Genomic DNA, 19,430 nt, shown 5'->3' with positions numbered 1-19,430 from the left:
GATAGTACCAATGGTAATAAGTCATCCGAATGACTGCGACTGTGGTTGCTGTGAGGGCCTGCATGTGGAGACGCCGGTCGCGATTTATAATCCGCCGGGTCTGGCGACTATTGCCTATCGCGTCGGCAAGCATAGTACCTTTAAGCAAAGTATGCTGGCACGACTCTCTGAATCGCAGCGGCCTGAACTGGCGAATTTGACTACGCGCAGCGATGACGATTTTTCCATCGCTCTGCTGGATTCCTGGGCGATAATTGCCGATATCTTGGCTTTCTATCAGGAGCGTATAGCCAACGAATCCTATCTGCGTACTGCTACCGAGCGGTTTTCACTGATTGAACTGGCTCGCAGAATCGGGTACGAGCTTCGACCCGGGGTGGCTGCTAACGTCTATTTGGCCTTTACCATTGAGAACGCACCGGGTGCACCTCATGTGACAACCATTCCCGTAGGAACACAGGTACAGAGTGTTCCTAATCCGGGCGAACAAGCTCAGACGTTTGAGACCGTTATGCAAATCCCGGCAAGGGCCGCCTGGAACACTATGACGCCTCGCCTGACCACGCGCCATCCTTTTATGCCAGATGGTAGGCTGTTCCCAACATTCTACTTTGCCGGCACAGCGAACAATCTCAAAAATGGTGATGTTTTGCTCATCGTTCCAGACGATGATCCAGACCACAAAAATATCCCTATGTTTTGCCAGATTACTTATGTTAATGTCCAATACGATCTCAAACGAACACAGGTAGATATCAAGAGAGTGGCCGGCTCTCATCCCGTCGCTGATTTTTTGAGTCAGAATCTGCTATCGATCCTCGTCCCTGCGGCCCCGGTACAAGCTCGGGTCACCAGTAATTATTTTGATCAGGCACGCACAGCACAGGGAATCAGTGCGGTAGAGCTCAACACAACCGCACTCGTCGAAGGTTTTTCTATACCGGCCATCTTCGCCAATTTTCAGGCGAGCCAAGCGCCTCCCCCCAGTGTGTTAACTTTTCGTGCGCGGGCAGCGATTTTCGGCAATAACGCATTAAAATTTGAGGCGCTCCCTGAGAATCTTAGGAAAGGTCCCTATCATGATCGTAACAATAGCTGGGTAGATGAAGTTAACCTTAATAAGTATCCAATTCCTGAACCGGGTGGAACTCGCAGGAGCAGTGAGGTTTATCTCGATACGATGTATCCATCGATTGTACCCGAGAGCTATGTTGTGCTGCGTAATGAGAATGATTGGAGCATTCATCAGGTTCAAGAAACGACGGATGTATCCGTAGCAGATTTTTGCCTGACTGGTAAAGTGACTAAATTGACGCTGGATAATAGCGAGAATTTTAGCTCGTTTGGCATTCGTACAACTACCGTCTACGCGCAAAGCGAGCAGTTGACGCTGGCAAGGTTACCCATTCTTGATCCCTTTAAAGGTTCTGTTATTGATATCGATGGTCTGATAGAGGAGCTTTTCATCGGACAGGGACTGGTGATCTGTGGCGAGCTGGATCAGAACAAAGGGAATCAAGCATGTGAATACGTCACGATTCTGAATATCGAGTATCGCACCGAGGATGAGGGTTTTACGCGCGTCACCTTGACGGGAAGCGGCCTTCAAAATTCGTATGTTCGTAATAGTGTAGTTATCAACGGTAATGTCGCGCCTGCCACACATGGCCAGAAACACGAGGAGACATTGGGCAGCGGTGATGGGAGGGAGATATACCAGAACTTTATTTTGCGCCAATTGCCGCTAACGTATATAAGCGCTACTGGTTCGAGTGGAACGAAGTCCACACTGCAAGTATATGTGAATGATATCCTGTGGCACGAAGTACCCTCGCTTTATGGTCATGGACCAAAAGAGCACATCTATATCACGCACCAAGACAAAAATGGATCCACTACAATTAAGTGCGGTGACGGCATTACCGGAGCAAGGTTATCTAGCGGGCAACAGAATGTACGAGCGGTCTACCGCACCGGCATCGGCCTGGCGGGCATGGTCAAACCAGGCCAGTTGAGTTTGCTATTAACTCAGCCGGCGGGTGTAAAGGGAGTGACCAATCCCATGGTCGCTAGCGGGGCTGCTGATCCAGAAACGCTGGACGATGCTCGGCAAAACGCCCCCCTGCCTGTTCTGACGCTAGGCCGTATCGTCTCTCTGCGTGATTACGAAGATTTTGCGCGCGCCTTTGCCGGGGTGGGCAAGGCGATGGCCACTTGGACCTGGGACGGTCAGCGGCGCGGGGTATTTTTGACCATAGCAGGTGTGCAGGGAACGGAGATTAACACCTCCGAACAGCTCTTTACCAATCTGCTGACAGCCATTCAACAGGCTGGCGATCCTTTTGTTCCGCTACGTGTACAATCTTATAGAAGACGGTATTTCACTCTGAGCGCTGCGGTGACAATCAATTCGGATTATCTCCCGAATAATGTGAGACTAGACATCGAGACAAAGCTGCGGAATCAATTCTCATTTGCAACGCGTGCCTTCGGGCAACCAGTCTTTTTGAGTGAAGTTATCGCGGTTATTCAGGATGTGCCAGGAGTAGCGGCAGTGCAGATGAAGGCCCTCTATCGCAACCATCCAATGAGTCATGATGCTGGAGGATTACATGAAATATTAGCCGCTTCAGTGCCGCAGCCTGAAGCGGCTAATAGAGTCGATGCTGCAGAACTGCTTACATTGGATCCCAGGCCGCTTGATCTCACTATGATAGTCAAAAAATAGAGGAGTGTATGTATTCTAATGAGTTTTAATGTAGATCGATTGTTTCAATTGCTCCCGGCAATCCATCGAATCCGCGATATCGAGCAGGGCGACGGCATAAAAGGAGGTCCCCTTAGGGAACTTCTGGGAGTAATTGCTGAAGAAGTGGGCATAATAGAAGGGAACCTAGCGCAACTCTACGATGATCAGTTTATTGAGACCTGTACAGAGTGGGTCATACCATATTTGGGAGATTTGTTCGGCGTACGCAGCTTGCAAGCGACTATTCCGGGAACGGTCAGCCACCGCGCATTTGTCGCAAATACGTTGGCCTACCGACGGCGCAAGGGCACTGCACTCATGCTTGAGCAGTTGGCGCGCGATATCACGGGATGGGATGCCCATGTCGTCGAGTTTTTCCAGCACCTAGCAATGTCGCAATCCATGCATCATTTGCGACATACGAACTTTGCCGCCCCAAGTCTACGTCATTGGGAAGCGTTAGAGTGGATAAACACGCCATTTGATCGTATTCCCCGAACCGCAGATGTTCGCAGGGTATCCAGCCGCCGAGGTCGCTATAACATTCCCAATATTGGCATTTTTTTGTGGAGACTTCGTGCTTATCCGCTGACTTCTTCGCCAGCGCCTGTATTTCAGGGAGATGAATTGCGCTATACGTTTAGTCCGCTAGGGAACAACACGAAGCTTTTTACTTATCCAATGACTGAAGGTGAGTTTACCGAGCTTGCAGGGCCGCTTAACGTGCCCGCGCCGATCAGCAGGCGCGTGTTAGATAACTATCTGAACGACTCCTATTATGGTAAGAATCGAAGTATTTTTCTACAAATCGATGGGAATGACTTGCCGGCTGAGGGTCAACTTCCTTCAGAAGCTCTCAACATTTGTAATCTTAGCGACCTAATGGATGCTCATGGCAACATCATTGGCTGGGCGCACATGCCTTCGGCTGGCGAGAAAATCGCACTGGATCCGGTATTGGGGCGGCTTGCCTTTCCGCCCGACCGAAAGCCGGCCAGCGTCCGCGTTACCTTCTATTCAGGATTTAGCATGGATCTGGGGGGAGGCGAATATGAACGCACTTCGACGTTTGACCCTGTCTTGCAAACAATTGCGCTTCAATCGGTTCCGCAACCGAATTCCACCATCCAAGATGCACTTGCCACACTCAATGGGAGCGGAACAGTACAAATTATGGATAGCGGTCGCTATCAGGAGACACCAACCATTACCGCGGCAGCCAACCAGCGGATCGAACTGCGCGCCGCTGATGGGAAACGCCCGCTTCTGCTGTTAAATAATACGCTGCGAATCAGTGGCGATGAAAATACAGAAGTAATACTCAACGGCTTGTTAATCAGCGGTGGGACATTGCATGTGAGCGGTAAATTACAAAAACTTACATTGCGTCACTGTACACTCGTGCCAGGGTTGACGCTTGATAATCTGGGGGAGCCCCAACAGCCTGGAGCGGCTAGCCTGATTGTCCAAGCTGATCCGGAGTTTCCTATAACAATCCTGATCGACCATTGCATTACCGGCCCGCTGCGTATGCCGGCGGATGGAGTTCAACTAACCGTCAAAGACAGCATCATCAATGCGCCTCCATTGCGTACGTCACTTAATAATATAAGCCCGCAGCATGGTATCGCGCTGGCTTGCGACGCTGCGGGTTCTGTTCCAGGGCCTGCGAGTATATTGGAACGTGTCACCGTCTTCGGGAAGGTTTCAGTGCAGGAAATCGTCCTTGCCTCGAACTGCTTATTTACGGAGCAGGTTACAAGCGTTCGACGTCAAACTGGCTGCGTGCGATTTAGTTATGTACCGGCTGGATCAAAAACGCCGCGTCGTTATCGTTGTCAGCCCAAGCTAGCTGTCCAGCAGGCAATAGCCGATGCCTTAAAGGTGAATCCGGCTCTCAGCCGAACCGCGCAGGATCAGATTGCCAATACGGTGCGCGCGCGGATCAAACCAAGTTTTACGCAAGAGATTTACGGACAGCCAGCCTTCGCACAGCTGAACTGGCATACTCCGGAGGAGATTCGAACCGGTGCGGACGATGGGGCTGAGATGGGGGCTTTGCATGATGTCTTTCAACCACAGCGTGAAGCGAATCTGATCTCGCATCTCGATGAATTTCTCAAGTTTGGCATGGAAGCAGGTTTAATTTATATTACCTAGCATTTCTGGTGCCTCTTTGAAAATCAAATCAGTAAAATCAATACATAAGGGATGATCTATCATGAAAGGCGATTTTAGCAGGCAGACATTTGATCGACGCAAACACTATAGCGGTGTACTGATGCAACAGGGCCGCGTCCAGCTTGATGCAGATTGGAACGAGCAGCAAGCCATTGCCAAGTATCACGAATTGACTGAAAACTCTGACGTTATTGGTACCGCTGGAGCCCCCATAGAAGAGGCAGGCTTTGCTATCTGCGCCCATGATGACAAGCTGCTGATTGGCGGCGGTCGCTATTATGTTGACGGCCTTCTGTGTGAGAATGAAGCTACGATCGATTATATGCAACAGCCGGATTTTCCTAACCCGACTGATCCGAGTGCAATCCTAAGCAACCAGTCGTTGGGAATTGTCTACTTAGACTCATGGCAACGCCACCTAACCGCCTTGGATGACCCCGCTATACGTGAGCAAGCGCTAGGTGCCGATGGGCCAGATACGACGACGAGGCTAAAGACAGTCTGGCAAGTCAAAATCATGTCGGTCAAACCCGATTTCTGTTCTCTTATCACCGCTTTAGAGAAAGTTGAGTCGGACTTAAACAATTTTATGAAAAAGAATCCGACTTTAAATAAGTTCAACAAGACGCTCACTGGTATCGTAACAGCAATACTTGCATTTCGGACTGGGAAAGATACGGATCAACTAGAAAAAATAATCGGGATTTATTCCCAAACTATCAATGCATGCATTAGATGTTTGCGAACGCTTCAATCAGCACAGTCGAAAGATGTTATACATAGCATACGGGATAACATAGAGAAGCAGATTCTGCTGCTCTTGGGCAGCTTTTTGGCATTGGAAGCCAATCTGTGCAAACAAGATTTTCCTGAATGGAATAATATGATCGTAGAACCTGAGAGGTTTCTCAATGCACGTACTCAACCCTCTACTTCTACCTGTGATCCCTGCCAACTGCCGCCAACTTCCGGCTACCAACGGCTGGAGAATCAGCTTTACCGTGTGGAAATTTTGCAAGGGGGGGATCCGGATCAGGACACAGTCACTTTTGTTTGGTCGCGCGACAACGGCTCGGTTGTAACCTCCATCGTTACTCCTGTCACCGCAGGCGCCACCGAAGTAACCGTTGCAAGCCTGGGAACGGATACAGAGCTTGGTTTTGCTAAGTCGCAACTAGTGGAAATTACCGACGACACTTTGGAACTATCTAGCAAGCCGGGACAACTGGTAACGATTATGGATATCAACCCAGCGAGCCTTCAAGTTGCTTTTGATAAAGCGCTTGATAATAACTATTCAGTACAACCCAAAATGAGGCGATGGGATGGAACGGGGAACGTCACTTTAGGCCATTGGATCGCACTGGAGGATGGCATCCAGATCCGATTCTCTGGAGGGAATTATAAGACGGGAGATTACTGGCTAATTCCCGCGCGCACCGCCAGCGGGCAAATCGAGTGGCCAAGCAATTCAGATGGCACACCACTTGCACAACCTCCTATGGGCATGAAACACCACTATTCCCGCCTGGCGCTGGTTTGGAGCGATAATGATCGTCAACTGCCTCATGAAGATCCAAGTTCTCTCAATGGGCGGAAAACCGAGCAGAGCAGATTGCTGGAATCCCCGCCAGTGAGCGCGAATGCCTCTCCAATGGGCCTGTCTTACAAATTGCTCTCACAGATTGACACGTCCATTGTCGAAAAGGAGTTAAGTCAGGGGTTGCTTGGCATGCTTAGCTCTGCCAAAGAGCCACAATCAGGTATTTTTAAGGTGCTGGATTGCCGGGCTATTTTTTCGTCCCTGACTGCTGCTCAACCTTCAACTCTTCATGTTCTTGAAACAAGCTGGAAAAATGATTACATTCATCATAGAGAACAACTCTATGGATTGGACATTGTTTTTGACGGAAAGCCAGATCGAAACTCGCTGCTCAATGGTATCACAGTAATCGTCACCTTGTTAGACGGCGAGATTACTCATACATTGCCTGGTGAAATTGAGGTCATGGACTATATCATTCGATGGCGATTCCAAAAACCGCTAGGGACAAGGAATAATGATTTCATTAAAACCTTGGAGGAGTCTTCAGACCATCCGAAGCTTGTGCGTGTTACCCTCAAAGGACATGCTATCTGGCGGATTGATGATTGCTCAAATCATATCGAACGTTTGCATAGTCAACAAGGACGTCGAACTTACCTAGATGGACAAACGTTCGGCATGCCCGGCGTTCCAACATACTTGCCTATAGATGTAAAGATTCTCAGTATGTCAGGCTATCCGCCGACGCCATCTGAACCATCGGAAACAACGGAACCATCCTATCGAATTCCGATCGATCTGCACTTTCCTTCAGGTGCAGGTGAGCGCGCGAGCGATTTCGAGAGCTGGTTTTATATTCAATAATGGAACTAGCACAGCTACTAATACATAACGGACTCAAGACATTTTCCGGCCGACGAGTATCAATTTCTACGGATGATCAGCCGGGAAGGATACACGGAGACGGTTGTTGAAAAGGGCCTGTCTCCTATACGGAAATATCGATCCTAAACTTAGACAACATTTTGTGTCTGGAACGCTTGGAAAGATAAGGGTCTGATGAAATCCAGAACGGAAGCGAGATGAGATTTATTAACTTCTCGCGCAATTAACGACTAGGGGATCTATTGAAAAAGAAGCAGTTTGCCGAGGCAGCTGCTCCTTTGCGTTTATATAGAACCTTTGAAAAAACACCACCTTATCAACCTAATGGGTGATACTGTTGAAATTCTCATCTGACATTTTGACTGTAATGAATTGCTAATAAAAATCATTGAAACATGAAAGTATCCCATACTACCACTGTATCCATAGGAGAAATATTACTACTTAATGTTCTCACTTCTTTCGCCGCCTGAGAAATCTTTTTTCCATTTTGTCATATGCGCCAATCCAGAGTCGATGGTCAGAGTTCTATCTTTCTACAAATCTCGAATAGAGATTTTATATGTTATATGTCATAGCTCCCCTTACTGCATTCCAATCCATCTTTTAGAAAACTACACCTTGAGCCATTACAGAAGAATTGGACAGGAACCTGCATATTTTCGGTAAGATCCATTTTGATTATTACGATGGGAATTATTTGATAGATTTTGATATCGGGCAAATAACCGTATATGATTTCGATAATTCATGTTTCGCTTGGTATATGTTTAGTCTGGCAGGTCTCTGGATAAGCGGAGTGGGCTGGGTACAATTTGAGCCAGATGTCGCTAAACGTAAAAAGTTTAGGGATGGTTATTTTGAATAGTCCTCGAGGGATACAGATCGTAGACTTAAAATCGAAGATTCGATGTTGGATCAGTTACCTTTATTTATTCAGGTGTGTGACATGGAAAATATCGTCGACTAGTTCGAGGTGATGCAGAACAGCGGTTCGGAGCCAAGGTGTAGAAAGCGATCTATGCTTTTCTCAATAATACGATGTGCCGGAGAGAATGATGGGGGATGCTGATCTAGAAGATGGAAGTCACTTCCTCTACGGATCCTAGCTGGACACCATTGTTTATCTATACCAAGTTCTCGTCACCATTGTAAACAGCGTATAAACAAAAAGGATGAGCAAGATCCACATTTATTGATGGATTTAAACTCATCCTTTTTTACAATTATAAATAATCGCAATTCTATTTCTGAGAGCCTTAATTATAGGCAATGTTGCCGCTGCCGCTCTTTACAGTAGATTCATCAGCTTCTAATCGATTCGGATCAAATTCATTCTCCATCTTGGCGATAACAACTGTTGCTACACCATTACCGATCAAATTCGTAATTGCGCGAGCTTCGGACATGAAACGGTCAACACCCAGCAGTAGGGCCATGCCTGCGATTGGAATTGATGGGAAAGCAGCTAAAGTTGCAGCAAGTGTAATGAATCCTGATCCTGTAACCCCAGCAGCACCTTTGGAAGTCAGCATTAATACGAACAGAAGGGTAATTTGCTGCCAGATGCTTAGATCAACGCCGGATACCTGAGCGACAAACAGCGCAGCCATTGACAGATAAATCGATGTACCGTCTAGGTTGAAGGAGTATCCTGTTGGAATAACGAGTCCTACGACGGATTTGGAAGCACCGTATGCCTCGAGCTTTGACATCATTCGCGGCAGAGCAGATTCGGATGAAGAGGTACCAAGCACCAGTAAGATTTCTTCTTTAATATAAGAGATAAACTTGAAGATGTTGAATCCGAATACTTTGGCAATGAATCCGAGTACGACAATAATAAATAGGAACATGGTCAAATAAACAGAACCCATCAGCTTGCCAAGTGTGAACAACGAGCCAAGGCCAAATTTGCCAATCGTATATGACATTGCACCAAAAGCGGCAATTGGTGAAAGCTTCATAATGATATTAACGATACCAAAAAATACGTGTGAGAGCTTATCGAATAAAGAAATGATGGCTTGCCCCTTTTCACCAATAGCGGTTAGAGCAAAACCAAACAGGACTGCAAATAACAATACCGGAAGAAGCTCACCGCTAGCAAAAGCCCCGATAACATTATCAGGCACGATGTTCATGATGAAGCCCATTACACTATTATCATGCGCTTTCTCGGCATACTGCGCAACGTCACCTGTAGCCTTTGAAATATCGATTCCAGAGCCTGGCTTAACTATATTTACTACAAGTAGGCCAATTGTAAGTGCTATGGTTGTTACAATCTCAAAGTACAATAATGCCTTACCACCGATGCGTCCGACCTTTTTCATATCGCCCATGCTTGCGATTCCATGTACTACGGTGAAGAAGATGATTGGTGCAATCACCATCTTAATAAGCTTGATAAAGATGTCTCCAAGCACCTTCAGTTCAACGGCATATTTAGGGAATAATTGTCCGAAGAGAACCCCAAGAAGAATCGCGAATAATACTTGAACGGTCATGTTTTTCATGATTTTTTTTAACTTCATGTTCATACCCCTCGCTTTCACCTTTGTAAGCGCTTTTATTAGATGTGCTTAAGTGTAAGAGAGAGGGGAGAAGGTGACAAGCATATGGTCATATTGTTCTTTTTGGTCTTTAAGGCCCAGAGATTTCGCTCATGATATCAGCCCCGATTTTCAATGCGAAATCTTTATAGAGCTCCTTTGAGGCAATCCTCCATTCCGCTGTTTGCTCTTTCGTTAATATGGAAATCTGCAAATTCTGGTTCGTATTCATCTCGTTCATATGAGACTCATTTCTAGCTGCTTTCTTATTTGCCTGCTCTGTTGTTTCATTCATTGCTTCCATGAGTAGCTGTTGTACATCAGAAGGCAGGCTATCCCAGAAGGATTTGTTGAAAATAACGGCATAGCCCAAATAACCATGATTGCTAATCGTCATATATTTCTGTACTTGGTAGAGGCGTTTGCTTACGATATTCGATATCGTATTTTCCTGACCATCTACTGAGCCGTCGGCTAGATTGCGATAGGCGTCGTTAAAAGGAATAACACTTGTCTTCCCTCCCCAGTTCTTTATATGCCGTTCAATTAATGGACTTGGCTGTATGCGAAACTTTAGTCCTTTGAAATCTTGAGGCCCCAGAATAGGCCGTACATTGTTCGTCACTTGTTTAAAGCCATTGGACCAGAAGGCGACTCCCTTCATGCCATACGGTCTTAGCGTTTGGAATAGCTTGTCTCCAAGCGAACCATTCAGCTTGCTTTCAACCTCATTCTGATCTTTGAAAGCAAATGGCAGATCCATTACTAGCCATGCTGGATCAATCTCGCTCATGGTTGAGAAGGATGGGGCTATCATTTGAATATCACCACGCTGAAGTGCAGCAACTTCATTATTCTCACCATATAGCATGCCATTTGGGAACACTTGTATCTCGACGCGATCCTTTGATTTCTTCTTCACTAGATCAGCGAATTCAGCTGCAGCGAGGCCCTTTGGTGTGTTCTCTGCAACTACATGACTGAATTTGATGACGATCCGTTGCTTAAGTCCAGTTTGTTCATCATCCTGATAGAGATGCTCATTCAAGTTTGGCTGATATCCGACTAGATATGCAGCTAACAACCCAATAATAATGAACGCACCAATGCTTGCAATCGCTTTCAAATTTGTCTCCTCCTAGTTGCTAAATTAGACTTATTATTGCACAATAGCAGATAAAGGTAAATATTTCGAAAAGGAGGGCAATAGACTTGAACCGAATAGGAATCTATTGGAAAATTATTTTACTTTCATTCGGTTTGGTTCTGTTCTCCCTCCTTATTGCTGTAGAAGTCTTGCTAGGAAGCTTGACTAGCGTCAAAGAAGAAGGCTTACGTCAACGGCTTATTACGACTGCCCAAACCGTTGCTAATCTACCGGGAGTGGCAGAATATATCAATGAGCAGAATGGTGCTGAGCATATTGCTCCCGTTGCTGACAAAATTCGCATGCTGAATGAGGCTGATTATATTGTCGTGCTGGATATGAATCGCAAGCGCTTATCACATCCTCTATCGGACCGAATAGGAACTTACTTTAGTGGCGACGATGCGGATGCAGCTTTTGCTGAGCATATGTACGTTTCCAAAGTAAAAGGTGAAGCGGGTGTTGGCTTGCGGGCATTCGTGCCAATCATGAACGCGAAGCATGATCAGGTTGGCGTTGTAATGGCTGGAGGACTGCTGCCTACCATGAAGGATATTTTTCCCGAGCAACTCAGATCGGTTATGGTAATGATTATATTAGCGCTTTCGTTTGGAATGATGGGCTCAGCGATGCTTGCCAAACATATCAAGAAAGAGATGTATAATCTAGAGCCGCATGAAATCGCCACGATGTTTCGTGAACATACGGCAGCATTCCAAGCTATGCATGAAGGCGTAATCGCCATCGACAGCAAGGAGCGAATCACGATTTTCAATGAACGGGCTAAACGCATTTTTGGTGTGTCCAAGGATGTTATTGGGGTGAACATTTGGGATGTGATTCCAGACTCTCGCTTGCCTGAAGTACTTAAGGTAAAGATGCCGCTCTTGAACCACGAATTGCTGGTTGGCGATACGCTCATTTGGAGCAATCGAATACCCATAATCGAGCAGGGTGTTACTCAGGGGGCCATAGCGATTTTTCAAGACCGCACGGAGGTTACGCATATGGCAGAAGAACTGACAGGTGTGCGAGAATTTGTGAATGCCTTGCGAGCCCAAAATCATGAGCATATGAATAAAATGCATACCGTTGCGGGGCTTCTCCAGCTTGGAAAACATGAAGAAGCATTAAGATATTTGTTTGAGGTATCTGATCAACATGAAGAGACAACAAGATTTATGCAGGAGCATTTTGAGGATGATGGAGTTGCAGGCTTACTGCTTGGTAAGATCAGTCGCGGAAATGAGCTTGATATAGATGTTATCGTCGATCCGAATTGCGGTTTGCGTCAATTTCCAGATTCGCTTGATCGGCGAGATATCGTACTTCTGGTAGGCAATTTGATTGAAAATGCATTTGATGCACTTTCCAATATCAAGGTTGATCAGAAGACAGTGTATCTGTACATTGGACAAGATGAAGATTATTTATCGATCTTAGTTGAGGATAATGGCTGTGGTATGACAGAAGACACGAAAGCAAGAATGCTGGAACGCAGCTTCTCGACCAAAAGTGGAGAGCATCGTGGGATAGGCCTATTTCTGATAAGTGGGATTATTGCAAAAGGTAAAGGGCAGCTTCGGTGTGAATCCTCCCCAGGACTCGGAACATCAATGGAAATCGTTTTTCCGATGAAGGAGGCGACAAGAGATGCAGGAGCAATGTAAGTATATCGTGCAAGTATTGCTGATTGAAGATGATCCAATGGTTCAGGAAGTGAACCGCATGTTCATCGAACGGGTGAATGGTTATAAAGTGATTGGGACGGCAGGCAACGGTCAGGATGGCTTGCGGATGATCGAAGAACTGAAGCCGGATCTAATCTTTCTGGATGTGTTTATGCCTTTATTTGATGGAATTAGCACGCTGCAGGAAATTAGAGCGCGTAATCTACCAGTGGATGTGATCGTAGTTACGGCCGCCAAAGAGACGGAAACATTGCGAGCGATGATGCGAAATGGTGCAGTAGATTATATTATCAAGCCATTTAAACTAGAGCGGGTTAGACGGACATTGGAACGTTATCGTGATCGATACGAGACGTTAACCGACGATCATACAGTTACCCAAGAGCAGCTTGATCGTATTCTGCAAATGGGAGATGAGATCCGAACGGATAGTACTGTGAACGATGGATCTTCTCTACTAGAGCAGAGTCTAGGGCAGAGTGTAATACGAGACAAGAACATTATCGAATCATCATCACCTGCTGAATTGTTTATACCTATGGAAGAACTGCCAAAGGGTTTAAATCCAGTAACACTTAAACAAGTGCTTGCGGTAATGGCTGATAAAGGTGGTAAGCTATCCGCTGAAGAAACAGCTGAAGGGGTTGGGATTGCGAGAGTGACAGCAAGAAGATACCTCGAATATTTGTCAAAGACAGGATATGTCTATCTAGAGGTGAATTATGGAGGCGTAGGGCGACCAATTAATCGGTATGTGCTTCATTCAAGACCAAAAAGAGACTAAAATAATCCGAAGACGCCTTTTACGTGACTATTAAAATTACAAATGAAAATGTAACACCGAAGTGGGTGGCGGCTAATTACTCATGACTCATAAAGATTAAATGCTGCCATTTCTTATTGCAATGAAATTTCTGGTATGTTACTATTGCGCTAACACTTACGATAGGAGTTGAAGAGGATAATGTAGAATTTCTTGCTAACTTTTAAGGAATAAAACAAGTTCTATTTGTGCTGTTTTATTCTTTATTGGCAAGAAAGTTACCTTATTCTTTTCACTCAAAATATATCCTTATCTGACTCTGCGTAGGGTTGGATTTGTTTTATTTTTTTGAGCTGTAAGAAAGGTCAACTTTCTTGCAGCTCTTTTTTATTTGTGAATTAGGGAGGTTTCTGGAATGTCATTGATCAAGGTAACGAATCTGACGTTTGCCTATGACGGCAGTTACGACAACATTTTTGAGGATGTAAGTTTACAAATTGATACCAACTGGAAATTAGGCTTTACGGGGAGGAACGGCCGGGGCAAGACTACGTTTCTTAATCTGCTGCTCGGCAAGTATGAATACAGCGGAACGATATCCTCTAACGTCAGTTTCGAGTATTTCCCGTTCCACGTCGAACACAAGGAAAATTATACATTCGATGTGGTAGCTGATATCTATCCCGACTACGAGCACTGGCAGCTCATGCGCGAGTTTTCGCTGCTGAAGTTGGCAGAAGATGTGTTATACCGACCGTTCGACTCGTTGTCTAACGGAGAACAGACGAAGGTTATGCTGGCAGTCCTGTTTTTGAAGGAGAACAGCTTTTTGCTTATCGACGAGCCGACCAACCATCTGGATCTGCATGCTCGGAAGCTGGTAAGTGATTATTTGAACGGGAAGAGCGGCTTTATGTTGGTGTCACACGATCGGGCGTTTCTCGACAATTGTGTAGATCATATCATTTCGATCAATAAGACCAATATCGAGATTCAGAACGGAAATTTCTCAGACTGGTGGGAGAACAAACAAAGACAGGATAATTTCGAACTGGCTGAGAACGAAAAACTGAGGAAAGACATTAAGAGGCTGTCCGAAGCGGCCAAGCGAACGAGCAACTGGTCGCACGAAGTAGAAAAAACGAAAAACGGCACCCGCAACTCCGGCTCCAAGGTCGACAAAGGATACATCGGTCACAAGGCCGCCAAAATGATGAAGCGATCCAAATCGATCGAGCAAAGACAGCACTCTGCGATCGAGGAACGATCACAGCTTCTGAGAAACGTCGATAGCTCGGAAAGCCTGAAAATATCGCAGATGACTTATCATAAACACCAATTGGTCGAGCTTGATCGCGTTTCGATTCATTATGGAGAGAAGAACGTATGCCGCGATATCAGCTTTACTATCGAGCAAGGGGATCGCATCGTGCTCTCCGGTCCGAACGGCTCTGGCAAATCCAGTTTGCTCAAACTGATTTGCGGCGAGGAGATTCCTTATTCCGGTGTGTTTCGGAAAGGGAGCCAGTTGAAAATTTCATACGTTTCACAAGATACCTCGCAGTTGCAGGGCAATTTGTCGGAATTCGCCAGATCCAGCGAGATTGACGAAAGCTTGTTCAAAGCGATTTTGAGAAAACTCGATTTTTCGCGCTTGCAATTTGAAAAGGACATTGCTTCTTATAGCGGCGGTCAGAAGAAGAAGGTACTGATTGCGAAAAGCCTCTGCGAACACGCTCATTTGCATATTTGGGACGAACCGCTTAATTTTATCGACGTCATTTCCAGGATGCAAATTGAAGAACTGCTGCTGGAGCATGCGCCAACTATCCTATTTGTGGAGCACGACAGCGAGTTTTGCAAACATATCGCAACTAAAATGGTGGAACTGAACATATAACACACCCTAGGAGGATGAAAACAATGAGCATTGAGGTTGAGGTTGTAGATGATGTTGTGAACCGGTTCCAACCGGCTGACTCGGTTCACAACAAGATAAATCTGTTGCCGGAGGTATACCAATTTATCGACAGATGCACGTAGCGATGATGTCCGCAAACGCAATCGTGTTTTTGCCTCAGTAGTTGGTTAATGACGCATGAAAGCTCCAGATGATGGTTGCTTTTTTGCATTTTCTCCGGCGGTAAGGAGAACACATGAAACCAACCTCGAAATATGAAACGATAGGACAGATCCTGTCCGATTTCAAGCAGCCCGCGTACCGGTATGGGCAAATTATAGACGCTATTTTCAAACAAAAAATCGCTGAATACGAACGGATCACTATACTGCCGAAATTTTTACGAGAAGAGTTGGCCCGAACGCTTGGCCCGAACGTCTCCAGCGTTATTCCGGTAAAGGAACTCACATCGCAGCAGGTCAGCAAGGTCCTATTTGCCATCGGTGGGGATGAACGCATAGAGGCCGTACGACTTTCCTATAAACGGGGATGGAAATCGTATTGTATTTCCACGCAGTGCGGCTGCGGGTTCGGGTGCCGCTTTTGCGCCACGGGTACCATCGGGCTGAAACGAAATCTGACCGCCGACGAAATTACCGACCAATTGCTTCACTTTCACTTGAACGGCCACGCCTTGGACAGCGTGTCCTTCATGGGCATGGGGGAGGCGCTCGCCAACCCGCACCTATTCGATGCGCTGGCGATTTTGACCAATCCAAATCTCTTCGGTTTAGGACATCGAAGGATTACCATTTCCACCATCGGCCTGTTGCCAGGAATCGAGAGGTTGACGCGGGAGTTTCCACAGGTCAATCTAACCTTCTCGCTGCACTCGCCGTTCGACGATCAACGGAGCGAACTGATGCCGATCAATAAGCGGTTTTCGCTCCACGACGTGATGAATGCTTTGGATCGCCATATCCGACATACAGGAAGAAAGGTGTATATCGCATATATTTTACTTCGAGGGTTCAACGACTCGGCGGAGCATGCGAAAGCGGTTGCTGCGCTGTTAAGGGGAAGGGGAGCTTGGGAACATCTCTACCACGTGAACCTCATTCCCTACAATTCAACAGAAGTAACGCCTCAGAGCTACTTGCCAACTGATCCAGAGAGGATCGAAACGTTCGTGCGGACGTTGAAAATGTTCGGTGTGAACGTTACGGTCCGAACTCAATTCGGAGCGGACATTAACGCGGCATGTGGTCAGTTGTACCGAGCTGATTCTAAAATGAATGGATAGGGGAGATAGGGTATGAGTTCTTTCGTTCTCGGTTTTCAGGAAATGAAAAATAACCAGCTATTGCTCGTTGGCGGAAAAGGGTTGAATGTAGGGGAGTTATCAAAAATTGAAGGAATCCAAGTACCAGAAGGCTTTTGTGTGACAACAGTAGGATATCAAAAAGCAATGGAGCAAAACGAAACGTACCATTCTTTGCTCAATCGACTGACGATGCTAAACATTGAGGATCGAGATCAAATTGGTGAAATCAGCAGGAAGATTCGAGAAATCATTCTGGAAGTAGAAATTCCTTCTGATGTTGTGCAAGCAGTATCTCAATATCTCTCCCAGTTTGGCGAGGAACATGCATATGCTGTGCGTTCCAGTGCGACTGCTGAAGATTTGCCATATGCCTCTTTTGCTGGTCAACAAGATACTTATTTAAATATTATCGGCAAAGAAGCCATCCTGCAGCATATCAGCAAATGTTGGGCCTCCCTATTTACGGATCGCGCAGTCATTTACCGGATGCAAAATGGATTCGACCACAGTCACGTTTATTTAGCCGTTATTGTTCAAAGGATGGTGTTCCCACAAGCTTCGGGGATTTTATTTACCGCTGATCCGATTACGTCTAACCGAAAGGTGATATCCATCGATGCCAGTTTTGGACTTGGAGAAGCACTGGTCTCTGGCCTGGTCTCTGCCGATTGTTATCAAGTAAAGGAAGGGGAGATCATCGATAAGAGGATCGCGGCCAAAAAATTGGCGGTCTATGGACGAAAAGAAGGCGGAACAGAGACACAACAGATCGATCCTAAGCTGCAAGAGACTCAAACCCTGACTGAGAAACAAATTTTACAACTAGCACGCATCGGAAGGCAGATCGAAGCCTATTTTGGTTGCCCACAAGATATCGAATGGTGTCTGGTTGAGGATACCTTTTACATAGTTCAGAGTCGGCCAATCACGACGTTATATCCGATTCCGGAAGCGAATGATCAGGAAAATCGCGTTTATGTATCTGTCGGTCACCAACAAATGATGACCGATCCTATGAAACCGCTGGGATTGTCGTTTTTCCAGTTTACAAATCCAGCACCCATGCGTAAAGCCGGTGGCAGGTTGTTTGTTGATGTGACCCCAATGCTGGCGAGCAGAGACAATACATTACATTACCTGGGACGAAACGATCCGCTAATCAAAGACGCATTGATGACCGTAATAGAGCGAGATTTTATAAAGACGTTGCCAGTTGATACCACAGCACCAAATCCGTATAAAAGCACCGCAGATAAAATGCGTGAAATTGAAAACAATCCGTCAATCGTTCCTGATTCAATTAAGCGTAATCAAGAATCGCTCGAAGCGTTGAGACAAAATATCCAAACGAAATCAGGATCGGATTTGTTGGATTTTATTTGCGAAGATCTCGAGCAATTAAAGAAGATTGTATTTGATGTGCAAATTATAGATGTGATTCTGGTTGCAATGGATGCTGCAGCATGGATCAATGAAAACATGAACGAGTGGTTAGGTGAAAAACACGCTGCAGATACACTTTCTCAATCTGTACCGGGCAATATTACTTCGGAAATGGGTCTGGCGCTATTGGATGTCGCAGATGTGATCCGTCCTTATCCAAAAGTCATAGATTATTTAGAACATGTAAAAGAGGATCACTTCTTGGATGAACTGCTTAAGTTAGAAGGCGGGCAGGAAACCCGACACGCTATCGATGCTTATCTCGCCAAATATGGAATGCGCTGTGCCGGAGAAATCGATATGACGAGAACGCGTTGGAGTGAGAAACCAACTACGCTTGTCCCCATGATTCTCGGCAACATCAAAAACTTTGAGCCTAATGCGAGCAAGCAGAAGTTTGAGCAAGGACAACAAGAAGCTTTGAAGAAAGAAGAAGAGTTATTAGAGCGATTAAAGCAATTGCCGGATGGCGAACAAAAAGCCAAAGAAACAAAAAGAATGATCAATCTCATCCGGAATTTCAGCGGGTTTCGAGAATATCCAAAGTACAGCTTGATTAATCGCTACTTCGTGTATAAGCAGGCTTTACTGAAAGAAGCTGAACAACTCGTAAAAGCGGGCATTATTCATGAAAAGGAAGATATCTTCTATCTCGCTCTTGAAGAACTCCACGAAGTCGTACGCACCAATAAACTGGATTATCACATCATCAGCAAACGAAAAGACGAGTACAACCACTATGAAAAACTAACCCCACCACGTGTTATCACGTCTGATGGCGAAATCATTGTAGGGAAGTACAAACGAGATAATCTCCCCACGAATGCTATTGTAGGTCTGCCCGTGTCTGCCGGAGTTATAGAGGGACGTGCACGTGTCATCTTGAACATGGAGGATGCTGAACTCGAAGATGGAGATATATTAGTCACCGCCTTTACGGATCCTAGCTGGACACCATTGTTTGTATCTATCAAAGGCCTCGTCACCGAAGTTGGCGGACTAATGACCCACGGAGCCGTTATCGCGCGTGAATATGGCTTGCCTGCAGTTGTAGGAGTGGAGGATGCTACCAAGCTGATCAAAGATGGACAACGAATTCGTGTGCATGGAACAGAAGGGTATATCGAAATATTGTAATTCTTCAGCGCCGTGCAGGAATTCCTGAAAGTAGTCTCCACAATTCCGAAACAAAGAAGACCGAGGAAGCTATTCCTCGGTCTCTTTATGTTGTTAATCAAGTGTAAAG

11 protein-coding genes are annotated in these 19,430 nt (G+C 45.9%); 9 read left to right on the top strand and 2 right to left on the bottom strand.

Annotated elements, in window-relative coordinates:
* The first annotated feature begins 10 nt into the window (after positions 1 to 10).
* From BP95_RS0118285 to BP95_RS34440, 4 genes are all read left to right on the top strand, one after another.
* Positions 11 to 2,728 (top strand): putative baseplate assembly protein, encoded by a 2,718-nt coding sequence (locus tag BP95_RS0118285; RefSeq protein ID WP_028532933.1) that lies wholly within the window; start codon positions 11 to 13, stop codon positions 2,726 to 2,728.
* A gap of 18 nt (positions 2,729 to 2,746) precedes the next feature.
* The gene (locus BP95_RS0118280; RefSeq protein ID WP_028532932.1) at positions 2,747 to 4,909 is read left to right on the top strand and encodes a hypothetical protein; all 2,163 of its coding nucleotides are present in this window, start codon (positions 2,747 to 2,749) and stop codon (positions 4,907 to 4,909) included.
* A 61-nt stretch (positions 4,910 to 4,970) separates the two neighbouring features.
* A complete protein-coding gene (locus BP95_RS32050; RefSeq protein ID WP_028532931.1) occupies positions 4,971 to 7,340 on the top strand; it encodes a DUF6519 domain-containing protein in 2,370 nt (789 codons plus the stop codon).
* A gap of 661 nt (positions 7,341 to 8,001) precedes the next feature.
* The gene (locus tag BP95_RS34440) at positions 8,002 to 8,229 is read left to right on the top strand and encodes an aminoglycoside phosphotransferase/kinase family protein (RefSeq protein WP_028532930.1); all 228 of its coding nucleotides are present in this window, start codon (positions 8,002 to 8,004) and stop codon (positions 8,227 to 8,229) included.
* Positions 8,230 to 8,620: 391 nt separating this feature from the next.
* On the opposite strand, the gene BP95_RS0118265 is transcribed toward BP95_RS34440, so the two are convergent.
* Together BP95_RS0118265 and BP95_RS0118260 are read right to left on the bottom strand one after the other, a co-directional pair.
* Entirely contained in the window at positions 8,621 to 9,898 is a 1,278-nt protein-coding gene (locus BP95_RS0118265; RefSeq protein ID WP_028532929.1) for a dicarboxylate/amino acid:cation symporter, read from the bottom strand.
* A gap of 109 nt (positions 9,899 to 10,007) precedes the next feature.
* Positions 10,008 to 11,042 (bottom strand): DctP family TRAP transporter solute-binding subunit, encoded by a 1,035-nt coding sequence (locus BP95_RS0118260; RefSeq protein WP_028532928.1) that lies wholly within the window; start codon positions 11,040 to 11,042, stop codon positions 10,008 to 10,010.
* Between the two features lie 86 nt (positions 11,043 to 11,128).
* Here BP95_RS0118260 and BP95_RS0118255 point away from each other — a divergent pair, with 86 nt between their 5' ends.
* From BP95_RS0118255 to ppsA, 5 genes are all read left to right on the top strand, one after another.
* Positions 11,129 to 12,733, top strand: a complete 1,605-nt coding sequence (locus tag BP95_RS0118255; protein ID WP_028532927.1) for an ATP-binding protein — start codon at positions 11,129 to 11,131, stop codon at positions 12,731 to 12,733.
* Positions 12,717 to 13,538: a response regulator gene (locus BP95_RS0118250; protein ID WP_021255560.1), complete on the top strand. Its 822-nt coding sequence runs from the start codon at positions 12,717 to 12,719 to the stop codon at positions 13,536 to 13,538. Before BP95_RS0118255 ends, BP95_RS0118250 begins: the two co-directional genes overlap by 17 nt.
* 394 nt (positions 13,539 to 13,932) lie before the next feature.
* Entirely contained in the window at positions 13,933 to 15,417 is a 1,485-nt protein-coding gene (locus BP95_RS0118245; RefSeq protein WP_028532925.1) for an Lsa family ABC-F type ribosomal protection protein, read from the top strand.
* Positions 15,418 to 15,673: 256 nt separating this feature from the next.
* Complete coding sequence (locus BP95_RS0118235) at positions 15,674 to 16,720, top strand: Cfr family 23S rRNA (adenine(2503)-C(8))-methyltransferase (RefSeq protein ID WP_028532924.1); 1,047 nt, start codon at positions 15,674 to 15,676, stop codon at positions 16,718 to 16,720.
* Positions 16,721 to 16,732: 12 nt separating this feature from the next.
* Entirely contained in the window at positions 16,733 to 19,321 is a 2,589-nt protein-coding gene (gene ppsA / locus BP95_RS0118230) for a phosphoenolpyruvate synthase (RefSeq protein WP_028532923.1), read from the top strand.
* The last annotated feature ends 109 nt before the right edge of the window (positions 19,322 to 19,430 follow it).

This window comes from Paenibacillus sp. UNC217MF (genome assembly GCF_000686865.1).
GTDB lineage: Bacteria > Bacillota > Bacilli > Paenibacillales > Paenibacillaceae > Paenibacillus_B > Paenibacillus_B suaedae.
This window is presented reverse-complemented; position numbering and strand designations above follow the sequence as displayed.

Coding starts and splice junctions, on each gene's coding strand:
- BP95_RS0118285 (WP_028532933.1), top strand. CDS start 11: ATGGTAATAAGTCATCCGAATGACTGCGACTGTGGTTGCTGTGAGGGC.
- BP95_RS0118280 (WP_028532932.1), top strand. CDS start 2,747: ATGAGTTTTAATGTAGATCGATTGTTTCAATTGCTCCCGGCAATCCAT.
- BP95_RS32050 (WP_028532931.1), top strand. CDS start 4,971: ATGAAAGGCGATTTTAGCAGGCAGACATTTGATCGACGCAAACACTAT.
- BP95_RS0118265 (WP_028532929.1), bottom strand. CDS start 9,898: ATGAAGTTAAAAAAAATCATGAAAAACATGACCGTTCAAGTATTATTC.
- BP95_RS0118250 (WP_021255560.1), top strand. CDS start 12,717: ATGCAGGAGCAATGTAAGTATATCGTGCAAGTATTGCTGATTGAAGAT.
- BP95_RS0118245 (WP_028532925.1), top strand. CDS start 13,933: ATGTCATTGATCAAGGTAACGAATCTGACGTTTGCCTATGACGGCAGT.
- BP95_RS0118235 (WP_028532924.1), top strand. CDS start 15,674: ATGAAACCAACCTCGAAATATGAAACGATAGGACAGATCCTGTCCGAT.
- ppsA (WP_028532923.1), top strand. CDS start 16,733: ATGAGTTCTTTCGTTCTCGGTTTTCAGGAAATGAAAAATAACCAGCTA.